Annotated in this window: 20 protein-coding genes and 2 pseudogenes; 4 read left to right on the top strand and 18 right to left on the bottom strand. The window is 45.2% G+C overall.

Going from position 1 to position 21,376, the window contains the following annotated elements; all coding sequences use genetic code 11:
- Positions 1–16: 16 nt before the first annotated feature.
- From O9139_RS28010 to O9139_RS27970, 9 genes are all read right to left on the bottom strand, one after another.
- Entirely contained in the window at positions 17–136 is a 120-nt protein-coding gene (locus O9139_RS28010) for a hypothetical protein (protein WP_456299771.1), read from the bottom strand.
- A gap of 286 nt (positions 137–422) precedes the next feature.
- The gene (locus O9139_RS28005) at positions 423–4,805 is read right to left on the bottom strand and encodes a glycoside hydrolase family 2 TIM barrel-domain containing protein (protein WP_270885041.1); all 4,383 of its coding nucleotides are present in this window, start codon (positions 4,803–4,805) and stop codon (positions 423–425) included.
- A gap of 210 nt (positions 4,806–5,015) precedes the next feature.
- Entirely contained in the window at positions 5,016–5,957 is a 942-nt protein-coding gene (locus O9139_RS28000; protein ID WP_270885040.1) for a sugar phosphate isomerase/epimerase family protein, read from the bottom strand.
- The gene (locus O9139_RS27995) at positions 5,954–6,763 is read right to left on the bottom strand and encodes a carbohydrate ABC transporter permease (protein ID WP_270885039.1); all 810 of its coding nucleotides are present in this window, start codon (positions 6,761–6,763) and stop codon (positions 5,954–5,956) included. Before O9139_RS27995 ends, O9139_RS28000 begins: the two co-directional genes overlap by 4 nt.
- Positions 6,760–7,701, bottom strand: coding sequence for a carbohydrate ABC transporter permease (locus tag O9139_RS27990; RefSeq protein WP_377525239.1), 942 nt, complete (start codon positions 7,699–7,701; stop codon positions 6,760–6,762). Before O9139_RS27990 ends, O9139_RS27995 begins: the two co-directional genes overlap by 4 nt.
- A gap of 60 nt (positions 7,702–7,761) precedes the next feature.
- Positions 7,762–9,072, bottom strand: coding sequence for an ABC transporter substrate-binding protein (locus O9139_RS27985; protein ID WP_270885109.1), 1,311 nt, complete (start codon positions 9,070–9,072; stop codon positions 7,762–7,764).
- Positions 9,073–9,145: 73 nt separating this feature from the next.
- Positions 9,146–9,943 carry a hydroxypyruvate isomerase family protein gene (locus O9139_RS27980; RefSeq protein ID WP_270885038.1) on the bottom strand — a complete coding sequence of 266 codons (798 nt, stop codon included), beginning with the start codon at positions 9,941–9,943 and terminating at the stop codon, positions 9,146–9,148.
- Complete coding sequence (locus O9139_RS27975) at positions 9,940–10,986, bottom strand: Gfo/Idh/MocA family protein (RefSeq protein WP_270885037.1); 1,047 nt, start codon at positions 10,984–10,986, stop codon at positions 9,940–9,942. The genes O9139_RS27980 and O9139_RS27975 overlap by 4 nt, the downstream gene beginning before the upstream one ends.
- Positions 10,987–11,016: 30 nt before the next feature.
- Positions 11,017–12,141: an LLM class flavin-dependent oxidoreductase gene (locus O9139_RS27970; RefSeq protein ID WP_270885036.1), complete on the bottom strand. Its 1,125-nt coding sequence runs from the start codon at positions 12,139–12,141 to the stop codon at positions 11,017–11,019.
- A gap of 283 nt (positions 12,142–12,424) precedes the next feature.
- Between O9139_RS27970 and O9139_RS27965 the strand changes: the two genes are divergently transcribed.
- A complete protein-coding gene (locus O9139_RS27965) occupies positions 12,425–13,303 on the top strand; it encodes a helix-turn-helix transcriptional regulator (RefSeq protein ID WP_270885035.1) in 879 nt (292 codons plus the stop codon).
- 379 nt (positions 13,304–13,682) lie between these two features.
- Here O9139_RS27965 and O9139_RS27960 read toward each other — a convergent pair whose 3' ends face one another.
- From O9139_RS27960 to O9139_RS33480, 3 genes and pseudogenes are all read right to left on the bottom strand, one after another.
- Entirely contained in the window at positions 13,683–13,808 is a 126-nt protein-coding gene (locus tag O9139_RS27960; protein ID WP_270885034.1) for a hypothetical protein, read from the bottom strand.
- Positions 13,809–13,811: 3 nt separating this feature from the next.
- Positions 13,812–13,904 (bottom strand): annotated as a pseudogene (locus tag O9139_RS33485) (hypothetical protein); the annotation flags it as partial.
- Between the two features lie 25 nt (positions 13,905–13,929).
- Positions 13,930–14,031, bottom strand: a pseudogene (locus tag O9139_RS33480) (MerR family DNA-binding transcriptional regulator); the annotation flags it as partial.
- 494 nt (positions 14,032–14,525) lie between these two features.
- Between O9139_RS33480 and O9139_RS27955 the strand changes: the two are divergent.
- The gene (locus tag O9139_RS27955) at positions 14,526–15,044 is read left to right on the top strand and encodes a DUF3231 family protein (RefSeq protein WP_270885033.1); all 519 of its coding nucleotides are present in this window, start codon (positions 14,526–14,528) and stop codon (positions 15,042–15,044) included.
- Positions 15,045–15,290: 246 nt separating this feature from the next.
- Here the strand turns inward: O9139_RS27955 and O9139_RS27950 are convergent, their stop codons facing one another.
- The 3 genes from O9139_RS27950 to O9139_RS27940 all read right to left on the bottom strand — a co-directional run bounded on the left by O9139_RS27950 (position 15,291) and on the right by O9139_RS27940 (position 17,767).
- On the bottom strand, positions 15,291–16,049 hold the full coding sequence (locus tag O9139_RS27950; protein ID WP_270885032.1) for an MOSC domain-containing protein: 759 nt from the start codon (positions 16,047–16,049) through the stop codon (positions 15,291–15,293).
- A gap of 651 nt (positions 16,050–16,700) precedes the next feature.
- Positions 16,701–17,444: an SDR family oxidoreductase gene (locus O9139_RS27945; RefSeq protein ID WP_270885031.1), complete on the bottom strand. Its 744-nt coding sequence runs from the start codon at positions 17,442–17,444 to the stop codon at positions 16,701–16,703.
- Between the two features lie 152 nt (positions 17,445–17,596).
- Positions 17,597–17,767, bottom strand: coding sequence for an SDR family NAD(P)-dependent oxidoreductase (locus O9139_RS27940; protein ID WP_270885030.1), 171 nt, complete (start codon positions 17,765–17,767; stop codon positions 17,597–17,599).
- 143 nt (positions 17,768–17,910) lie between these two features.
- On the opposite strand from O9139_RS27940, the gene O9139_RS27935 reads away from it, so the two are divergent.
- Positions 17,911–18,489: a TetR/AcrR family transcriptional regulator gene (locus tag O9139_RS27935; protein ID WP_270885029.1), complete on the top strand. Its 579-nt coding sequence runs from the start codon at positions 17,911–17,913 to the stop codon at positions 18,487–18,489.
- 211 nt (positions 18,490–18,700) lie between these two features.
- On the opposite strand, the gene O9139_RS27930 is transcribed toward O9139_RS27935, so the two are convergent.
- Genes O9139_RS27930 through O9139_RS27920 form a run of 3 tightly spaced genes read right to left on the bottom strand, consistent with a single transcriptional unit; the run spans position 18,701 to position 20,800 of the window.
- On the bottom strand, positions 18,701–19,024 hold the full coding sequence (locus tag O9139_RS27930) for an NIPSNAP family protein (RefSeq protein WP_270885028.1): 324 nt from the start codon (positions 19,022–19,024) through the stop codon (positions 18,701–18,703).
- Positions 19,025–19,059: 35 nt separating this feature from the next.
- Positions 19,060–19,722, bottom strand: a complete 663-nt coding sequence (locus O9139_RS27925; RefSeq protein WP_270884814.1) for an MBL fold metallo-hydrolase — start codon at positions 19,720–19,722, stop codon at positions 19,060–19,062.
- Positions 19,723–19,777: 55 nt separating this feature from the next.
- Positions 19,778–20,800 carry a zinc-binding alcohol dehydrogenase family protein gene (locus O9139_RS27920; RefSeq protein ID WP_270884815.1) on the bottom strand — a complete coding sequence of 341 codons (1,023 nt, stop codon included), beginning with the start codon at positions 20,798–20,800 and terminating at the stop codon, positions 19,778–19,780.
- A gap of 181 nt (positions 20,801–20,981) precedes the next feature.
- Between O9139_RS27920 and O9139_RS27915 the strand changes: the two genes are divergently transcribed.
- A complete protein-coding gene (locus tag O9139_RS27915; RefSeq protein ID WP_270884816.1) occupies positions 20,982–21,359 on the top strand; it encodes a winged helix-turn-helix transcriptional regulator in 378 nt (125 codons plus the stop codon).
- The last annotated feature ends 17 nt before the right edge of the window (positions 21,360–21,376 follow it).

Here is a 21,376-nt window from a genome sequence, read left to right as displayed (position 1 = left end):
ATGGCCTATTACCCTCTTATTTACCGGCTCTCTTTGCAGAAGTCAATTCAACATTAACTGCTGCAAGATTTTCCTCTAAGCGGTCTAATTTGCGTGTTCCAGGTATCGGAACAATCCACGGCTTTTGGGCGAGCACCCAAGCGAGAGCGATTGAGCAGGAGTGTTGCTCTTCTCAGAAGTCGGTGTGGACCTGCCCAATTCAGCAAATCATTTCGCAGAGCGTTCGGTATATGACCCCAATTACCTAATTGCAGCAATTGAAGATGAAAGACTTTAAATCTTTACTCAGGGACACGGATCTCAACAAACCGAAACGTTCGAACCCGAATGAAAAATCCCCTCCAGGTTAATAGGCCAGTGAGTGGAGCTTACCTATTTTCCCTGAAGGGGGAAAAATACCAATATTACGATAATTTATATTTTCATGATGAGATTAATGAATCAGCCAAACGGATGAGAGCTTCTGCATATTCGGCCTTCAAGGCTTTACCACTTTGGGCGGATACTTCGTTTGCGAATGCACGAAGCTTTCCTTCCCGCGAGGGCCCCTCCTCCATCATCGCATTGTCCAGCTTTTCCGTCAAAGAATTCGCAATACCAGTGTGATTATCCGACAAGAACTGATTGACTAAGCCTTTCAAGCTTTCTAATGATACTTTGACTGCAAAACGAAGCGTGGCGCTGCTCGGATTTCCTGCTGCATCCGTCGCCGATGCAGAAACAGAATTAGCGCCGAGAGTAAACGAGTAGGCAGGAGCCGCAATGTTTTTGCAGGTAGAGGTTGCTATGCCCGAACCTGTGTCGGTTGCTTCACAAGAAATCGTTATTGTTTGATCTATCCAGTATTCCTTCCCTTCATATACCGAGAACGAAACTGTAGGGACCGTTTTATCGATCGGTAAAATAAGCGTTTTTGCCGCCTCTATATTTCCAACCCTGTCCTTACTGCGGTACTCGATCGTATTTAAGCCATCTTGTGTAATGGAAATAGGGTTTATGAAACTGATCCAATTCTGCCCGTTGTCAATGCTATATTGTGTATTGGCAACGCCAGATAGATCGTCGGAGGCCGTCAGCGTGATCGTAACGTCTGTAGTGTACCAACCGTTCGATCCATTCGGTTCCAGCGGCTCCAGAGATGCAATGGTAACGGGTGCTGTTGAATCGATATAAGGAGTCGCTTGAACCGTTATGCCCGCTGATTCATTGCCTGAAGCGTCCACGGAGGAAACTTTAAAACTATACGATCTCCCGTTGGTTAAACCTGTAATAGTAACTGTCTGTTGTCCAGGCTGTATACGGACAGAATTGACGCTGCCGGTTCCTTCTGAAATGTTGATCCCTTTAACATCTTGGTCAGCAGGATCAGTCCAATTCAAAGTAACCTGACCATCTCCAGGAGCAGCCGTCAAGTTACTTACTTCCCCTGGCGGAGTTTGATCATTCGGGTCAAACTTTCTAACTTTAACATAGTCGACATTGATACTGCGATTATTTGAATTTCCCGTCGACTGATTAGCACATCTTATTTTTAAGGTGTGTGGTCCGTACGGCAGGTCCGGGCTCGTATAGACGAGTCTTCCCGTAAGTCCGGGAGAGCCGGCTATATCGTAATATTCGTCTACATCCACTTCAGCTCCGCCGTCAATAGAAACCTTGGCAAGTCCTTCATTTCTGCTGCTATCGGAAAATAGTTCAATTTCAGTACCAATAAACGTAATAGTTACATAATCATTTGCTGTTCTTTTCGGATTGTCGTAGGTGTGTTGACCGTCGTTTACCCACGAATTATTCGTTGAGTAATAGAAAAATTTATGGAGTGGGGATCCTTCCGTTAATGTTGTTTCCGAATCCTCAATTCGTATCCACCTTAGATTCGTATCCATGGCTGACTGTAAAGCCTCAGTCGCTTGATCGATCAATTCCTGAGTGGCGTTCGAATTTTCATTGACACTAGCAGCCTGCCGCAGCGACGCTTGTATGACTGCCCATGCACTTGACGCAAAGTCATTCGGGTCAAGGTTATGTGCATCGGTTATCGCCTGCACCAATGACGTCTTATCGTCACCCAGCGTCAATAATTTCGCATCAGCGTCAAATACTGCCGCTTGTACTATGGCGCCTTTATTGACTGTTATCGCTCCGGTATAGGGCTGTGATCGATTGCTGGGCTCAGATCCATCGGTGGTGTAATAAATTTTCAGGTTTCTTTCCTTCAGGCTCCCCCTTAAAGCAATTCTCTGCACATCGATAGTCACCGTAGGCTGATCCTTATCTCGACTGTTGCTTAAAATCCCTCCGGCAATGACCTCAATATCGCCGGTTTCTTGTGTAGACTGCATAATTCCAAGCCCAAGGCCATTAAAAGCTTTCCGATAATTCACCTTATGTGGAGTAAGGTCAAGAGGATCACCGTTCTCCATCCCCATGTTTGTTACAGGACCGACGAATGAAAACTTAATCATATCATTGTCGTTCGGTACAAAATTGCCATTATCATCGGTAACCTCAAATGCAAGATGGCTTACATCCCGGCCATCCGGAGCTAAGGATGTGTTATCCGCATACAGGTTAATTCTCGCGGGATTAGATGCAGTTACGACCGTATCCGTTAAAGTTTGCGTGCTGCCGTCGCTCGCTTTTTTCTTCCCTACCGCTCTAAGCTCTCCCGGGGTGTAAGGTACGTCCCAGGACAGATACATAGCGTCCGTCATTTGCTTTTCGCCAAGCGATTTGCCGTTTAAGAAAAGCTCGACGCTATCGCTATTGGTATACACCCACACAGGCAGTGTCTTCCCTTCCATTCCCGGATGGGTCCAATCAGGAAGAATATGAATAACCGGCTCATTCGTCCACTGGCTCTTGTAAAAGTAGTAGATATCCTTAGGGAATCCCGCCAAATCGAACTCCCCTTTCCCCCGAAACCGGGCAGGCCACTTGTAATTTGATTCTCCGATATAGTCAAAACCGGTCCATTTAAAGAAGCCCATTAGATAGGGACGGTCTTTGACAAATTGCCAAGCATCCCTATTCGAAAGCTCTCCGTTAGTAACAATGTCATACGAAGAATCGTATTGTTGCGGCACGTCGGGAAACAGTTCGTTCGGCGTTAAATTGATTTGACCGCGCGTATGGTATTCGCCCCTCGTCTGGTAAGTATGTGGATACTCAGTAGCAAGGAGCGGCTGGCTGGGATGTGCCTGGTGGTAGCTGTCAACTGCTCCCGTTGTGAAACTGGAACCATTATTAAAGCCGGCTACATCCGATACCGCCCGTATCGTATTATCCCCTATAACCGCTTGGGTTACAGGCCGAGTAGGATCCAGTTGGTGAACCAGATCCCGAAGTTTTGTCGCAGTCGCCACTGTGGATCCCGCCACTTCATTACCTATACTCCATAGAATCACACTGGGATGATTCCTGTCTCTTCGAATCATGTCCCCCAAATCCTTGTCCCACCATGCATTAAAATAAAGACCGTAGTCGTAAGAAGCTTTCGGCGTTTCCCACCCGTCAAAGGCCTCATCCAATACCATCAAACCTAGACGATCGCACAGGCTGTAAAATTCCGGAGCCATCGGATTATGACTAGTGCGAATGGCATTGACACCCATTTCTTTAAGAAGCTTGAGGCGCCTTTCCAGTACCTTGTCGGGCACTGCCGCTCCAACGGGTCCGGCATCATGATGAAGAGCCATACCTTGAATTTTCATAGGAATTCCATTGAGTGAAAAGCCGGTATTCGCATCAAATTTTAAATAACGCACGCCAAAGCTAGTGGAATAGTCATCCAAGATTTCCCCATTTTCTTCCAAGTAAGATTTTACACTATAAAGGTACGGATCATCGGTTGACCATAAATGCGGATTGGAAATCGAAACGCTCTGTTCAACTTCAGTGCTTCCTCCTGCAGACTGGGGCTGTAGGGTTGACTCAGCACGTCCCACTTCGTTGCCTGCGGCATCGATGATTTTCGATAACACTGTAGCATTCGCAGAAGAAGATCTATCGTTTTGCACGGTAGTCTTAATGTTTACTAAAGCGCTGCTATCAGTAATTTCCGGAGTTGTTACATACGTCCCCCAATGCGCGATATGCTCAGTATTCGTTACAGTCAGCCAAGTATGTCTGTAAATCCCCGCGCCTGTATACCAACGGCCGCTTGGGGCTTTCGAGTTGTCTACTCTAACGGCTATTACATTTTTCCCAGGTTTCAAGTAAGGTGTTAGGTCGTAGGCAAAGCTGCTGTATCCGTACGGCCTGTTGCCGAGTTTTTGACCGTTAAGCCAAACGTCGCTGTTCATATAAACACCGTCGAATTCAATCGAAACCTTTTTCCCTTCCCAGGCTAGCGATCCTTCAAATGTCTTCCTGTACCAGCCTACACCGGACGGTAAATAGCCTCCGGCAGCGCCCGTAGCATTTTGGTCCGAGTACTCCCCTTCAATACTCCAATCATGGGGAAGGTTGAGGGTTCTCCAGCCCGAATCGTTCACATCGGAACTCTGGAGATTTTCTCCACCGCCTAATTGAAACTTCCAGTCGAAATCAAATGAGCTTCTCGCCCGTGCTTCCAATTGCGGCTCGCTAACGCCGGTCAATGGCCCTACGAAACCAATCCTTTCGGGATCCGCTAAAGGAAGACTGTTGTCCTCGGAAGCAGACGCCGATGACGTAACTTCCACCGCAGTGCTGTCTTTGGTCCCGCTCCCGTTCACGGAAGTGGGCAGTCCGTAAAAAATTTGCGAAAGAATGAATATGCTCCCTAAGAATACTGAAGCTTTTTTGTTCCATCTCGTCTTCAATATTTTACCGCCTCTCTTGTTCATATAGTTGCTTCAGGTCAATTCAACCTTTGATCGCGCCACCGGCCAGACCATCAAACAAATAATGATGCATAAACTCATAACCAACGTCCCTACTCAAATTGAAGCTTTCCTTGGAACATAAAAAGACACGATGATGCTCCTAATGTGCATCACTCGTGTCTCCAGTTATCCGGACGACAAATCCCATCAATAATATCGGACACTATTATGTTCTTCAACGTCCCAAATGAATTGTTCAAGATGGCGCTTCGCCAGCAGTAGTCCTTGTTGCACCTTCTTATCGGTTCCCGTCCAGATCGGATCTTCATGCTCGATGCTCAGAACGCCGTCATAACCGATTTCATGTAAAGCTGTTATAAATTTATTCCAATCCACGTCTCCCTGCCCCGGAATACGGTGCCGCCACCATTTCATGGTCAGCATGCCCTGCGTCCGGAGAACGTTCGGGAGTACTTCCGTATCCTTGGCCTGGGCAAGTACGATACGGTCCTTGAAGTCGTATACCGCCTGCACGTAGTCGATGCCCTGCCATACGAGATGGGATGGATCGATATTCAAACCGAATGCTTTGGATGGTACCCTCGCGAACAGTTCATTCCACAAATACGGGGAGACGGCAATGTTGTACACCGGCGGCCAGAATTCATACATTGGGCAGTTTTCAAATGCGACTGTCACGTCATGTTTCTCGGCGATTTCTGCGATCCTTGGAAACACTTGTCCGAACAGATCCAGATTTTCCTCTACCGTCTTGTCCGAATCTCTGCCGGTGAAGGTCGAAACGATTTTCACTCCTGTATTCGCAGCAGCCCGGATCAATGTGATGAGCGTTTCGATTGCGTGCTCCCTCTTCGCAGGATCAGGCGAAAGGTAGGGAAGAGCCCCGTGCATAATGCCCGTAATCGGCATTTCGTATTTCTCCTGCAGGTTCATGAATTCCGAAGTATTCCGACCTTCTGATAAGGCTTTCCAATCAATGAATCTATAGCGGTTCCCGCCGTGCAGTTCAATTCCGTAAAACCCGTTTTGTTTAGCCCAGGCGAATGTTTTGTCTAGCGGCCATTCACCGAAACAAGAATGATAAAACCCGATCTTCATGGAGATTCCCGCCTTTGATTGAAATATCATCCTTTCACTGCACCTGCTGAAAGCCCTGAGATAAAATACTTCTGCAAGAACAAATAAGCCACAATTACCGGCAATGCGCCCAATAACGCGCCAGCAGCCACCCATCCGACTTGATTCCCATCCTCTGCAAAGAATCTCGATAACGATACCGTGATCGTCATTAACTCCGTTTTCTGCAAGAAAAATACCGAGAACTGAAAATCGTTCCATATCGATACACCGTGTAAAATGACGACCGATGCAGTAATCGGTTTCAATAGAGGCATAATAATCCGGTAAAACAGTAATAGCCTTCCGGCACCGTCAATCATAGCCGCCTCGTCCAGCTCCCTCGGAATTGTCGAAATGAAGCCCGTATATAGAAATATGGTCATGGGCAAATGAAATGTCGTATGCAAAAGAATAATACCCCAATACTGGTTCATCCCGCCAAGATCGACCATGAATTTATAAAGCGGAACCAGACTAGTTAACGGCGGTACGATTAAAGCAGAAACAAATAGAATATAAACGAACTTGTTCCATATCGTTTGCCGTCTGGACAAAGGAAATCCAGCGATGGAGCCCAAGATTACAACCAGGACAATGGAAATCACAGTAATCAACATATTGTTCTTGAAGGCTATTCCCAGATTCGCTCTCTGCCATGCATTGGCGAAATTGTCCAAATACGCATAGCCCGGCAGTATCCATTTAGAGCTTAAGTCATCCATTGCTTTAAACGATGTAGTTAATAAAATATAGAAAGGTAAAATATGAATCAGACAGATGAACAGCGAGAGGAAGATGTATTTTTTACTTTTCATGCCTCGACCTCTCTTCTTCTTAACAAAACGAGCGTAAAGATGCTGGTGAAGGAAATCAAGACAAACATCACGATGCCTATGGTAGCGGCGTACCCTGCGTCCTCTCTTCCAAAATAGAGCAAATACATAAACGTGGACATCGATGCAGAAGCATATCCCGGACCACTGTTCGTCAACGCCGCGATCACGTCGAACAGCTTTAATCCTCCAATCAGATTCAGCACGATGCTAACCGTAAACGCCGGTGCGATTAGCGGCCAGGTAATGTGTATAAAACGCGAAAATGCTCCAGCCCCGTCAATCGTGGCAGCTTCTACATATGATTTCGGAATGGACTGCAAGCCGGCCAAAAACAGCACCATAGCAATGCCGAGATATTGATACGTATTGACAAAGGTAATAATCCAAACGTTAATTTGGGGATTACCCAGTAAATTTACAGGCTTATCCATGAAGAGGAGCAAGATGTCATTAATCGCCCCATTCTGAAACTGAAAGAAAAAATACCAAATATAACCCATAATCAAAGAACTGATGATGACCGGCAAGTAGACAACCGTTCTTACTACGCCGCGCAAGCGAATATTCATATTGAGAAACAAGGCATAGAGCAAACCGAGCAAATTCTGAAACAAGGTGCTTCCTAAGCCATAAATTAGCGTATTTAAGACGACTCTCCCGAAATCCGGGTCTTTCAATAATTTTGCATAGTTTTGAGCACCAATCCATTTGTAATCCTGGTCATATCCGTTCCAATTGGTGAATGATATTTGAATTCCTTTGAGAAACGGATAAAAAATAAATACGATGAACAAAATGAGCGCCGGCAAATACAGCAGATTCATCAAAATGCCGCTTTGGATCCATCGCCCGATCTGCGTTGTTCGAGGCCGCCATTCCTGATCGTCCAGCTTCAGTTTCGTGTTTGCTTTCTCCATTGCCGCCACTCCAGTCATAAGTATGGGACAAGGGAGGAAGCCCCTCCCCCATCCCGCTATTTATTTGTTGCGAAGACGTTCGTATTCCTGTTTCATTTTTTCGGTGTATTGATTCGTCGTTACTTTCTCGGAAATCAGTGAAGTACCGTCACGGGTCATGACGTCCCACATGCCGTTCGGGAGATAAACCCGGTCAAAAAATGGGAAAACGCGAATATCGGCATACTGCTTATAGAAATCCGAGAATTCATGCTTGGCTTCAATCCCTTTCAAACCCGGAGGCACCTTGGTCACATTGGCGAGCTTCGCCATATTATCAGGCTTTGCAAAGAAGGCAAGCAATTTCTTCGATTCCGCCAAGTGTTTGCCATCCTTCCATACCCCCATCGTATAACGCTCCCCGCCCGTAAATGTCGGTGTGTCGCCGGGCTGAACGGAAGGAACGGGGATCAAGCCGATTTTTATGTTGGGATTGATCTTTCTGGCGTCGTCCGCCCAAGTAGGCTCACCCGTTACAAAAGCGATTTTTCCTTGAGCCATGCGCTGGGCAATGTCACTTTTTTTCGCAGTACTCACATCCTCGTTGATATAACCTTTCTTTTTCAAGTCCAGCATCATTTGCGCAAGTTTGGTATATTTGTTCCAATCAAAGCTGCCGTCCAGCAAACTTTGTGCGTCGTTTTTCTCTTGGCTGAGAAAGAGAGGGACTGCAAACAAATCCTGGAATTGTCCGGTCATGCCGTCGACACCGGATACAAAGAACGGCGTTACATCCCCTTTACTTTGGGTTTTGATCGTTTCAGCCGCTGCCATCAATTCGTCATAAGTCTTGGGAGGTTTGATTTGATACTTTTCTAGAATTTCCGCATTGTAGGATATCCCCACTTTCGCTTCACTCAAAACAAGGGCATACACTTTACCGTCCTTATCGGTCACAACCGGCTTTATGGTATCGGTCAAATGTTCAGCCCAAGGCTGGTCTTTCAGGTCGGCCAAAAACTTGCCGTAACGGGTGACCGCCCAACCATGCGTATCAAAAACATCCGGCAAATCGTTTGCTCCCATTTTAACTTTCAACATATTTTCATATTCGGAACCGGGAAATTGAAGCTCAACTTGAATGTTGGGGTTTTCATTCATAAAGTCGCTTGTGATACTTCTCACGACTTCCTGCGCCGAAGGCAACGCAATGGTGCTATAAAAGGAAAGTTTAATTTTCTCCCCGTCTCCGCTTTTTGCCACACCGCTCACAATAGTTTGACTGTTGGCGGTTTTATCCGGGGGCGTATTGACGCCTACTCCTGTACGTTGGGAGCAGCCCGCAAGAGCAACACCACTAAACAAAGCTAGTGCCGCTATACTCATGATCATTTTTCTCAAAACTAACAATCCTCCTTATTGAGATCATCAATTGCGATATAAGACTAAGACGCATCAGCATCATTCAATCATGAAAAAAAGATGGATATTGCACTCGAAGCTCCCTGTAAGATTCCTCGGCAAGTCCGGTCGGCTTGTATTCCAATCCGATAAATCCCTCATACCCGGTTTTCTCGATCGCCTGCAATGCCGCCTGCAAGCTCTCATCCCCGCCAAGAGGCTCGTTCCGCCCAGGTACTCGTGCCGCATGATAATGGCCAATCAATGAATGATGTGTCTCAATAGAGTCTACCAGCTGCTCCCCCATCATTTGCATATGGTAGATGTCATACAAAATCTTGACGTTGGGACTCCCAATTTGCTCTATCAAGCGGGCGGCTTCGGAAAAGGTATCGCAATAAATTCCCGGATGATCCACCTTGCTGTTAAGCGGCTCCAGAACTGCAGTGACTCCCGCCTTCTCTAAATAGGGAACGACTGCAGCAAATGATTGTAACGCTTCCTCCCTATGCCGTTCCAAACTCCAATCCGGGTTCAGGTTTCCAGGCACAAAAACAAGATAAGGACTACTTGTCATCTGAGCGTAGCCGATTGCCTTCTGAACATCTTCCACGAGCCACTCCCGGTCCTCCGGCCGAGTTAGAACAGGACGTTCGCCCCCGCTTGCGAAACCCGTCGTTCCGCCCAAGCAGGCTACTCGCATCTTATATTTTTCCTGAAGTTCCAAGACTTCGGTCACATCATGCAGCCTCCATACAAATTCACAGCCTGCAAAGTGATTTGCGGCAGCTGTTTGCCACCGTTCGCCGAAGGAACGCTCATTTCCAAAGTTCATTTCCAGATGCGCTGCAAAACGGTTCACTGACTTCCTCCACCTCCGGTTTTGCTATGTAATTCGATAATTTTTCCTGTTTCGATGGACTCGAGAACGGCGAACGATAACGCAAGCAGTTCGTTGCCTTCAGCAAACCCGATCGGTGCGGGACGTCCTTCCGTAATCACATCCGCAAATAACCTCAATTGCCTCTCAAAGAGATCTTCTTTTTCGATCACGATCGTCTCTTTGCCGTCTCCAGAGAACAGATCGATATGGACTTCGCTGCCAAACTCATTGAATGCTCCCTCAGCGCCACCGCTGGGTCCAAAGATGCGATCCGGCCGACTCTTCATTCGGGTGTTTTTCGCCAATCCCCAAGAAACGGACATCGTCGCGATATCGCCCGATTCATATTCGACGATGACGACGCCGGTATCGACTGCAAGCTCGTTAAAGTGAGCGATTTCGGGCCTGTCCTTACCGAAAATTCCGCCCCGTGCATACAGACGTTGCGGTTTTGATTGAAAGACCGTATTCCACATGTAAAAGTAATGGCAACAAGCATCGACAAACGGGCCTTTATTGCCATTCTTGTCATGCATGGCAATCTTAGGCCGAACTTCCTGCATCAAATCGGAGCTGAAAACAAGGGGATGTCCGAATTTCCCCTCTTCCGCCCATTGTTTAATCGTCGTAACACCTTTGGCAAGGTTACGTTGAAAACCGATGCCGAATTGCACGCCCGCACGTTTGACAGCTTCCTCCATATTTTGTGCATCTACAAAGGAACTGGCAAGTGGCTTTTCACAAAATACATGTTTTCCTTTTGCCGCTGCATCGATAGTGACCGAAGCATGAAACTTTAGCGGCAGGCAAACGGAAACGATGTCCACAGTTGCATCCTCAAGCGCTTCACGATAATCTGCATATACATGCGGAACATTATAACGCTTCGCAAGCTGCTCAGCTCGCGGTTGGTCCACGTCCGTTACGGAAATGACATGATGTCCGGCTGCGACCCATCCCCTCACGTGATTTCCGCCCATATCTCCTGCCCCGATGACAGCAATTCGGTATCTTTTTCCCATCTTTATGCCCCCAATAATAATGAGTGTCGTTTATCCGCCATAAGCCGCGTTTCTTGCCTGCAATCGGCTCTTGACTAGCGGTAGAACTGCTTCCCCCGACCTGCGAGCTTCCTCCAAATGAGGATAACCCGATAAAATGAACGTACTGATTCCAATATCGACAAATTCCAGGATGCGCTCGGCAATTTGATCTGGAGTGCCAACAAATGCGACCGCACCACCACCACGGATAGCCGACAAGCCGGACCATAAATTGGGCCCGATCACATAATCCTGCTCTTTCGACTGATTCCATAAATCCATCTGACGCTTTTGGTTGGTGGCGTCTGTACGAGCATGAAGTTTTTCGGCTGAATTTCGCAGCTTCGGATCAGCCTTGCTGATAATATCCCAAGCCGCTTTCCACGCTTCCTCCTCCGTTTCTCTTACCACAATTTGCGCCCTTAACCCGTAGCGTAATTTGCGCTGGATGCCTTTGGACTGCTTCAACTCCTGCAGGTGCCCCTCCATCTCTACGATTTGCTCTTTTATCCAAGAAAGAGGTTCTGCCCACATGAGATACACATCCGCCATCTCCGCTGCAACGCGCTTTCCAGCAGGGGAGCTACCACCAAAGTAAAGCGGCGGATAAGGCTGCTGCTGCGGCATAGGACGGCTGAGTCCGCCTTGGATTTCATAATATTCTCCTTTGTAATTGAAGCCGGCTTGTTCCTCATCGTTCCAGACACTCTTTACGATCTCAACGAATTCCCGAGTCCGATCATATCGCTCATCATGACTGATATGAACGAGATCTCCGGTTGCGCGCAGGTCGTCGGGATAATGGCCGGTAACGATATTAAAGAGAGCTCGGCCGCGGCTGACTCGATCCAAGGTTGCCCCCATTCGGGCAGCTAGGATCGGAGACATCAGCCCTGGCCGCATGGCCACGAGCGACTTGAAGTTCTTCGTTTGTGAAGCGATCCAAGAACCGACAATCCACGCATCTAAACAATCGCCTCCCGTCGGAATCAGGGCGAATTCATAGCCTGCTTTTTCCGCCTCTTGTGCCACTTTCACCATATATTCTGACGTTGATTCCCTCTCTGGTTTCACACCGATATGCGGGCCATCTCCTGTTGTGGGAATGAACCAACCAAACTCAACTGTTCCCAAACTCTCTCATCCCTTCTCGCAAATGACTTTTCGCTTCAGAAAAATGCAAAAAGACATGGCGATGCCTAATATGCGCATCACACATGTCTCCAGTTGTCCGGACGACAAAACCGACTATTTATATATGAATTGTCTGTTATTTGAATATATCAGTTAATAGATATGAGGTAAATGTCATAAAGCGGCATAAATATTTGTCATTTTGCGGTATATCTCTTGTTTTTACATCTTTGCATTCTTATACTAGGATAAAGAAATTGCAAACAATGGAGGATGTATGAAGGTGAGCACTAAAGAGCTGACTAACCCTTATTGGCAGGCAGATGACATCCAATTGATTGAAATTCATTTATTTACGCCATCGGCCTTCGAACAGGCAAACGCCATTTGGCCAATCCGGCTAGGGAGAAATCATACAAAACCGAACTACCACGTCGGTCCTCGTACCACCACCTATTACAGCCTGCACTTCGTCCTGGACGGGACTGGGCTCTTCTTTCATGAAGGTCAAAGCTACATTTTAAATAGAGGCGATCTATTTTGTCTTTTCCCTCAATTAACTCATGAATATTACACATCAGCCGATTGGCCGCTTAAGCTCGCTTGGATTGCCTTCGACGGCAAATTGGCTCTTGATGTTTTGGATAAGATTGGTCTTAGGCCCAGTTATCCCTTCTTAGCACATGCATTTGACATGGAAATTGAAAAAAGTCTGGAAGCATTTTTCCATTTGGTACGCAAGGGCGAAACTCCTGGTTCAGATTTGTTGAAATCAAGTGAATTTTTAGGCATTATAGGCGAGTTAATTGAAAGGGCAGACCAACCAGGATACAAAGATCAGGGTTCGGAGTCGTGGTTGGAAAAAGGAATTTCTTATATGAATATGCATTTTGCAGAAGGAATTACAGTTAACGAAATATCAAAATATGTAGGAGTTGACCGAACCCATTTCAGTAAATCATTTCGTAAATCGTTCGGCGTTACACCTGTCCAATATTTGCAGCAATTGAAAATGAAAACAGCCAAATCCATGCTCACCGAAACGGAAAATAATTTGGCGGAAATCGCTCAATCCATCGGATACCCTGATGTATTCACATTTTCAAAAGCGTTTAAAAAGCTTGTCGGCATGCCGCCAAATCATTACAGACATCAAAAATAATTTCATACTTAATTTTATTTTCTCTTTATGCTTTGCCTTGGTTTTTCTCTGGCATCTCGTTATCTAACTAATCCATTTATGCTTATTTTCCAAATTACGCAAGAAAGTCAACATGGGTCCTAGAAAACTGATTTAATTGTTGCAGGAATAGCAAGACATGAAGTATTGAAATGTGGCAAGGTATGTTTGGGTTCGCAACATAAGCAAAAATTCTCGTTGGTGGGCCGCTGTAAGTTGCTGTTATATAAGCGCCTGCTGGCAATGTTCGTACGAATGGGTGATCGGGAGCCTCCTTTCGAAAGCGACAGTACGATCCACCATTTGCTTCAATTCAATCAATAACCCTTCATAGCTAAGCTTTTTGTTTAAGCCTCTCAGACTATCCATGTTCCAGTCGCCATTCCATGGAGGCTACTGATACTTGAAGCCGCTTGATTTCTGCCAGTGTCTCTAGCTTTTTACCTTCCAAGGCTTCCGATAGCCCTTCGATCCCTTTCTGTTTCAAAATGTTCCCGATCTCCTCTAATGAGAAACGGTAGCTTTTTAAATCTTGTACGATTTTGACTAATAGTATATCCATATTCGAATAGTATCGATCGATATTGGGTGAAGGGATCTGTCCGGCTGGGACAAATTAACCCGAGTTTATCGTAATATCTCAACGTTTGGATGGAGATCCCACAGATCCGCGAGACGTGCCCAATCGTATAGATTTGGTCGCTAGCCATACTTCCTTCATTGTCTCCTTCCGATATCATTCTTCCGAGTACTCCGCTCACAATACCTTTCGCCCAGTTGGGATAAATCCCCTTCCAAACTTGCGTCAATTGCGGTAGGCATCGTAGACCATCGCCAAGTGTTTCAAAATCCTCTTTTAACTAGCACCATGGGTCACCGCTGTTACTGAACCAACCGATTCAGCAACTGAGTAAATGACTTCGCGTCTGAAGGGATTCTTTATATTCGCTCATGGCTATCCGTATTCAATTTTTTGTACCATGAATATCCGTAATTAACCATCGGACATAATACACTCGGAGGTGAACGACACCATGAAATGTGTCTGTTGTGAAAATACGAGACAAAGAAAGGGTTCAAAGCATATTTGCTTCATTTGTGCCATCATTTATTCTCAGCAGAGTTAGAATGTAATCATTCTAAGTCACTTACTCACTGAGAAACTTGATCGCTATAAAATCTAAAAAGTAGGAGTTGCGACTATATGGGTATTTTATCCGGCAATCAAAAAGATGAACCATTACATTACGGAGAGATCTATGATATATGGCAGTTCTCGATGGCTGCAAAAGGTTGTGTTTCTGCCAACCGAGCATGTCAATATCATGCAGGTGATAAAGATCTCAAGAAAATAATTGGCGATATCATTAACCAGGCTGAGCTTGAAATCAGCGAGTGCGATTCTATTTTAATCGATAATGGTATCATGCCTCCTCCAGCATTACCCGATAGACCTGAAACCAAATTAGAAGATATCCCAGTAGGTGTTAGATTCTCTGATCAAGAAATAGCTGCTATGCTTGGTGCTGCTACTTCAGTTAGTTTAATTGCTTGTAGTCAAATTATGGGTAAGGTAACACGTGAAGACATTGGAGCCCTATTCACTAAGTATCATACAACCAAAGCAGCGATTGGGTTAAAAATACTAAAGATGAGCAAGGAGAAAGGATGGTTAATTCCTCCTCCTCTACAAATCAAAAGACCAGAGCTTGTGGAAGTTTAATTTAATTAATATCAAAATCGTCAAGAAGAGGGTGACCTCTTCTTTTTTTCAACAGAGATAGGCAGCCGATCGTATTCCGGCTGCCATCATGTAATGATTAAATTATAGTGTCCCGTTCGTTGAACGATTTATAGAACTGCTGCCTTTTCTATAGTTTTTTAATCCATTACCATATGTTAAAAAAGACAGGCTACCGAAGTAGCCTGTCTCCCTCGTCGAGCGTGGCAGGATTTGCCTAGCCGTACATTATGATGAAGCGGTATCGATTTTCTCCATGTACAGCTTGTCCCCGACCGCCACTTCGCCCGTACGGATGACGGATGCATACACACCGAACTGCAGGTTCATCACATCCTTCACCGCCAGCAGCACTGCGTTGTTTCGCTCACGCGTATCGGGATCGAGCGTCACGAGCATGCATCGCTCACATGGCTCGACGACCTCCAATACCGTACCGTCCTCTAGATGGAGCCGCGATCCAACCCATGCATACTCATCTTCGGCAGCGTCTTCATCCAGCTCAATCATGATGTTCGCACGGAATCGGCGCGGATCAACCGGGGCGCCCATCCGCTCCTCGATCTTCCGCAACGAGCGATCCGTAATGAGCAGCAGCCCTCCGGCATCGACAGCGAGCAGCTCCTTGCTGTCCGGGCGATGCCGCTTCAGTGAAATTGAGCGGTTTGGGAATCCCCCGAGCTCTTCTAGCAAATCGTCCGTCCAATGCAGCAGACGTCCGTCTGGTGCAGCGATCTGCACCTCTGGAAATGCTTCTTTCGTTCCGCCGCTGTCTGGCAGCGAAGCGGTATAGCCCAGCATCTGTGGATACCGCCGCGCTGTAATGAAGCTATCCCAGCCTTCCTTGTCGTTATCGATCAACGCGTGGCTTCGGTCGCCGTACAAGCCGTAGGGCGCAATCGGTGCACGCTTCATCGCCTCGCCCGCCATCGACTTAACCGGATAGCGCGTTAAATGCGTAATTTTCCCAATATATGTATATGACATCTCACATCACTCCTCTCCGTTTGATTTAGATATACACGAGCGGATACCAAAAGGTATCTGAATGATGATTACAAAAATAAGACCGGATTTAGTGTACATACTGCGCTCCCGTCTTATCAATATACCTTTTCATACTTACCTTAATTCCATTCTCCGTTTTACCACTATTTGCAGTTCGCTAACATCTACCGTTTGCAAATTATGATATTAATGCTTTAGTTCAATTAAGTCATCTATAATGATATCAGCTTGAGATAATTCGTCTTCTTAATAAAATAATAAATTACATCTTATTGCAACTAAACCATTATCCTTAGCCGCCCTTATATAATCGATTGAATCATCGAGTTCCGCCCCATTTCTTGTCTCACTTGGTCAAAACACATCCTCACCATATTACTAATCTCTATTTAATTTGTACACACATGTTATTGAACATGACTGCTCGTTAGCTTAATCCAGTCCTCATTTTCAAGTCGTATATTCCCCTAGTTCCCGCCCTCTTACGGGCTTTAGGAATCCGCAAATGGCGGTATAGAGCCGATTTATATTTAGATTTTTGAAGGATAGGAGCATGGAAGCACGAAACCTCAAGGGGCTGTCCTTAGAGCGGTTAAATCCGCTGATAAGGCAGCCCCTATTGTAACAAAATTATTCAATGGCACCTTTCATCGCTTGATACATTTTCTCTACGTATATGTCGATTTCGTCACGTGACATGCGCAGGCGATTCATGGAAGAGCCATAGCCAATCTCCTGTTTACCTTCTTCAAATCCCTGGAAAATTCCATCCGCGAAAGCATCTAAAGGCTCTCCATTATTACGGGTGAAGGCCGTTTGAACTGCCGGCGGAGCCACTTCAATGACTTCTACAGATGCATCGGAAAGTTGGTGTCTTAGACTCATCGTAAAGGAATGTAGTGCCGCCTTTGTTGCTGAATAAATTGGGCTAATTGCTAGGGGGGTGAAAGCCAACCCAGATGTAACATTCACAATAGCCGTATCTTGTTTTGTTGAAAAAAATGGTGCGAACAGCAGAGAAAGATGGACAGGGGCTTCAAAGTTGATCGCAATTTCACTGTTGTAATAGCTCCAATTCTCTTTTTCTTTCAACACATGAAACTGGTCCCCAATCCCCGCATTGTTCACCAGTACGTTGACGTCTGGATAATTCGTGGTCACCCAGTCAAACAACGCTGTACGCTCAGATTCAAGCCCAAGATCACTGACTCGAGTAATGAGACTTGGGAACTTCTCCTTAGCCTCCTGCAGAACACTTTCGCGTCGTCCGCAGACAATAACCGTATTGCCAGCTTTAATAAACCGCTCTGCAAAAGCTAAACCAATTCCAGAACCTCCACCAGTGATTAGTATCGTGTTCCCTGAAAGTTTCATCAGAGTTACCTCCTTTTATAATTTAATGTATCTAGTCTAAGTCACCCATTAACTTTTAAAGTAAAGTGTCTAGACAGTGTTATTTGAAGCAAATAGAATTAAGCGACCATTCGCCAGAATGCTTGAACCTAGCAATGGAGACTGTGATAATGCTAGCCCGCACTGTCATGCGCCAAGGAGACGACTTTTTCTGCTTCTTCCTGATTCGACTTGTATGTGAAAATCAAATCAACACCGCGTTTTGCAAGGCTTAGTACAGTGCTTCGGCCAATGCCGCGACTTCCTCCTGTAACAAAGGTATTCTTTGTGGTAGCTTGTGACATCGAGAATTCCTCCTTCCATTAGGTTTCCAGATGTATATAACCATCTAGTTAGTTATAAATTACATCTAACTAAATGGTTTGTCAATAATATTAACCGTATGATATATTTTAAATACTGATGCTTGAACATGGAGGGACGAATTTTGAAAAACGCAGAAGCAACAAAAGCCCGGATTTTAGAGGCAGCTATGGAGGAGTTCTCCTCCTATGGGATTGCGGGCGCACGTGTTGATCGCATTGCCAAAAATGCCGGATGCAATAAGAATATGATCTATATTTATTTTGAAAATAAAGAGACGCTCTTTACAACCGTTCTTCTGAATAACCTGACACGCGTTTATGAAGAACCCTTCACACCTGATGATCTTCCCGGTTATGCAGCAAGGGTTTTCGATTTTGCGATGTCAAATCCCGATTTATTTCGATTAATGGCATGGTACGCGTTAGAACAGAAGGCCGTTAACTTAACTGACCGTGCGTCCGTCCAACAAAAGAAAATAAATCAGCTGATGAATGCGCAAAGCGCCGGTCAGGTAGGAATGACCTTCACCCCTGGTTTTCTTTTAACTGCTATCATGGTCTTAGCTACTGCCTGGACGCCAACAAATCCTTTTGGCCCATCGTACGATCCTGATGCATTGAAAACGCCAAACGAGACAAGGGAAGCTATCGCGAAGGCCATTAGCCTGCTTACCAAGGGCGAAGAAAGCATATCAAATTGAGGAAACGGCTTACCGAATCCTTATTTTTGAAAGAACAAGCATGGAAAATTTCTGTTGCTTAAACTGAATAGGCTATATGATCTCAACATAGGATGGCTGTCTTCCTCATCGATCACCCGAACCGCTGCACACAGCAGCAGTCAGAGGGAAGACATTTTAAGTTATCAGATTATTCAGTCATTTAAATCGGGATTAGAGTTAACAGCTCCGATTATTGTATCGCTGAATATTTCGTCGGCGATAAAATAGAATTGACGACTTTTAGTGTTAGAGGCCCATTCTTCTCTGACGCCGCACGACCGGCAATCCATTCGGGATCGCTAAAAAAGGAAGCCCACGCTCGTTCTCGATGGGAGAGATCTTCGAATTCACAAAGATAAACCAGTTTTGGATTTTCACCGACTACGACATTCCAGTATCCAAGCGCTTTTATCCCATGTTTTTTAAATAGGGGCTCTGTTACTTCCTCAAACCGCTTGTGTAAATCAGCAGATTTACCTGGAGCTATTGTATATTCACGCCATTCATGTATCATTCTGAATCCCCTCTTCATTGGATATATTGACTTTTTTAGTCTCGATACCGTAGCACATGATTTGCATACAATTCATCATTGTAGAGAAGTTCATGTCCATGTGATGAGCTGAGTAGTGCGGGTTTGATTTCATCAATAATAACGGCGCTATCGATGTTCTCGTTGATATCGATGCTAAAACTTCTAATGGGTGGATGTAAATCCTCCTTACTTGTAATAAAGAGATCTCCTGTTAGAAGTACATTGTCCGTTTCATGATGGTAGATGACATGCCCAGGAGAGTGCCCAGGTGTTAGATAGTATTGGATAGGCAGGTTTGCAAGTGTTTGCTCTGTTAATGGCAGAACCCTATTGGCTACCCCTGTATTCTCAAGGGTATTGAAGTTCGGATAAGGTGCTTCTCCATTGATATATATAAGTTCTTTCTCATGGGCATATATAGGAATATTGAACTTCTCTAACCACTTCGCAGCACCTTGAATATGATCACTGTGGCCATGGGTAAGTAGAATGGCTTTGGGAGTACCAATAGCTGTGGCTGCCCTCATTTGAGCATCTACTAATCCTTCTAGACCTGTATCGATGATATAAACATCATCATGATCTTTAATTAACCAAGTATTGACAGGGATATGGATAGGTTCAGTGACTACAGATTCACATTTATATACATGTTCTGAGAGTTGAATCAGGTTCATGATAAGCACTTCCTTTTAGTAGGGTTTGGAATTTCTGATATCGTTTTTGAGTGCATTAAAAATTTTCAATGGCAATTTTACCAATAACTCTGCCCGTTTCCAGCAATGAATGAGCTTTTCGTAAATTCTCAGCATGGATAGGGGAAAGTCGTTCGCTCAGGGTAGTTTTTATCTTTTTACTATCAATTAAATCAGCTACTTCGTTCAAGAGCATGTGTTGTTGAATCATGTCTTCCGTTTGAAACATGGCTCTTGTAAACATCCACTCCCAAACAAAGGTTGCACTTTTGTTTACTAGCGAGAGCATATCAAGCGGCCCGTCTGCAACGATTGAGCAAATGGTTCCTTGAGGTGCAATCGCGTTCGCCATGTTTTTCCAATGCTTAGCTGTTGCGTTAAGACAAAGAATGTACGGAACGGTTTCATATCCTAACTGCTTTAATTGGGGGACGAACTCCTCGAAGTGGTTGATGGTGTAGTCAGCCCCTTGCTCTTTTGCCCAAGCAACGGAATCAGGTCTGGAGGCAGTTCCAATAACGGTCAGTCCAGCCCATTTTGCTAATTGGACAGCTATAGATCCGACTCCGCCTGCTGCTCCAATGATAAGAATCGCTTTATTCTTATTTTCGTTGGGTTCACGACTAATGTTCATTCGTTCAAACAATGCCTCGTAAGCAGTCAGCGTCGTTAACGGCAGGGCAGCAGCTTGTGCAAAGTCCAAAGATTTTGGCTTTTTCCCTACAATTCTCTCGTCAATAAGATGGAATTCACTATTACCCCCTTGCCGAGTAATGTCACCAGCGTAATAAACCTCATCACCTGGACGGAACAACGTGCAATCCGGGCCAACTTCTTCAACAATACCCGCCACGTCCCAGCCTAAAACTTTGGGGTTTTCTTCAACCTTTTCTTTAGGTGATCGAACCTTGTAATCAACTGGATTAACGGCCACAGCTTTTACACGAACGAGTAGATCTCGGCCAGTAGCAACTGGCTTTTCAATTTTTAGATCCAACAAACTTTCTGGGTTTTCAATAGGCAAATAACGATGCAATCCAACGGCCTTCATTGTTTCCATAGTACATTTCATCCTCTCGTCTAAGTCTTTAGAGTTTTTTTAACGGTATAAAAATGGGAGTTGGTTACCGTTTATGTTCCGACTTCTGTTATAATAATGCAGTTAGCTACTTTATGTAAGTACGCACATTTTTGTTGTATAGTGTACTTTTTTATACTAAGACTTGAATGGAGGCATACAAATGAAAAGTATTAATACTGAGTATCCATCTTGTCCTGACCCCCGCGGATGTCCAGTAGAAACCACATTAGAGGTGGTTGGAGGTAAATGGAAGGGCGTTATTTTATATCATTTACTGTCGGAGACAAGGCGCTTTAATGAATTTCGCAGGTTAATGCCAGATATCACACAGCGAATGTTGACCCTTCAGCTTCGTGAATTAGAAGATGGTGGAGTAGTACACAGGGAGGTTTATAAAGAGGTTCCGCCAAAGGTTGAATATTCGTTGACGGAGTTCGGTCGTACCTTAGAACCCATTATTAATCTCATGAGAGACTGGGGGTTGAGGTACAACCAGGAGATTGCAAACAAAAGGGATATGTTAGTAAAAGTGAAGTAATAAATTACTTGCGTCAC

This window comes from Paenibacillus aestuarii (genome assembly GCF_027789125.1).
Taxonomy (GTDB): domain Bacteria; phylum Bacillota; class Bacilli; order Paenibacillales; family NBRC-103111; genus Paenibacillus_E; species Paenibacillus_E aestuarii.
Note: the sequence above shows the minus strand (reverse complement) of the source record. Positions and strands in the feature narration are given on the sequence as shown.

Coding starts and splice junctions, on each gene's coding strand:
- O9139_RS28000 (WP_270885040.1), bottom strand. CDS start 5,957: ATGATATTTCAATCAAAGGCGGGAATCTCCATGAAGATCGGGTTTTAT.
- O9139_RS27930 (WP_270885028.1), bottom strand. CDS start 19,024: ATGATACATGAATGGCGTGAATATACAATAGCTCCAGGTAAATCTGCT.
- O9139_RS27925 (WP_270884814.1), bottom strand. CDS start 19,722: ATGAACCTGATTCAACTCTCAGAACATGTATATAAATGTGAATCTGTA.
- O9139_RS27950 (WP_270885032.1), bottom strand. CDS start 16,049: ATGTCATATACATATATTGGGAAAATTACGCATTTAACGCGCTATCCG.
- O9139_RS27995 (WP_270885039.1), bottom strand. CDS start 6,763: ATGAAAAGTAAAAAATACATCTTCCTCTCGCTGTTCATCTGTCTGATT.
- O9139_RS27990 (WP_377525239.1), bottom strand. CDS start 7,701: ATGGAGAAAGCAAACACGAAACTGAAGCTGGACGATCAGGAATGGCGG.
- O9139_RS27985 (WP_270885109.1), bottom strand. CDS start 9,072: ATGATCATGAGTATAGCGGCACTAGCTTTGTTTAGTGGTGTTGCTCTT.
- O9139_RS27975 (WP_270885037.1), bottom strand. CDS start 10,986: ATGGGAAAAAGATACCGAATTGCTGTCATCGGGGCAGGAGATATGGGC.
- O9139_RS27920 (WP_270884815.1), bottom strand. CDS start 20,800: ATGGAAACAATGAAGGCCGTTGGATTGCATCGTTATTTGCCTATTGAA.
- O9139_RS27940 (WP_270885030.1), bottom strand. CDS start 17,767: ATGTCACAAGCTACCACAAAGAATACCTTTGTTACAGGAGGAAGTCGC.
- O9139_RS27955 (WP_270885033.1), top strand. CDS start 14,526: ATGGGTATTTTATCCGGCAATCAAAAAGATGAACCATTACATTACGGA.
- O9139_RS27945 (WP_270885031.1), bottom strand. CDS start 17,444: ATGAAACTTTCAGGGAACACGATACTAATCACTGGTGGAGGTTCTGGA.
- O9139_RS27915 (WP_270884816.1), top strand. CDS start 20,982: ATGAAAAGTATTAATACTGAGTATCCATCTTGTCCTGACCCCCGCGGA.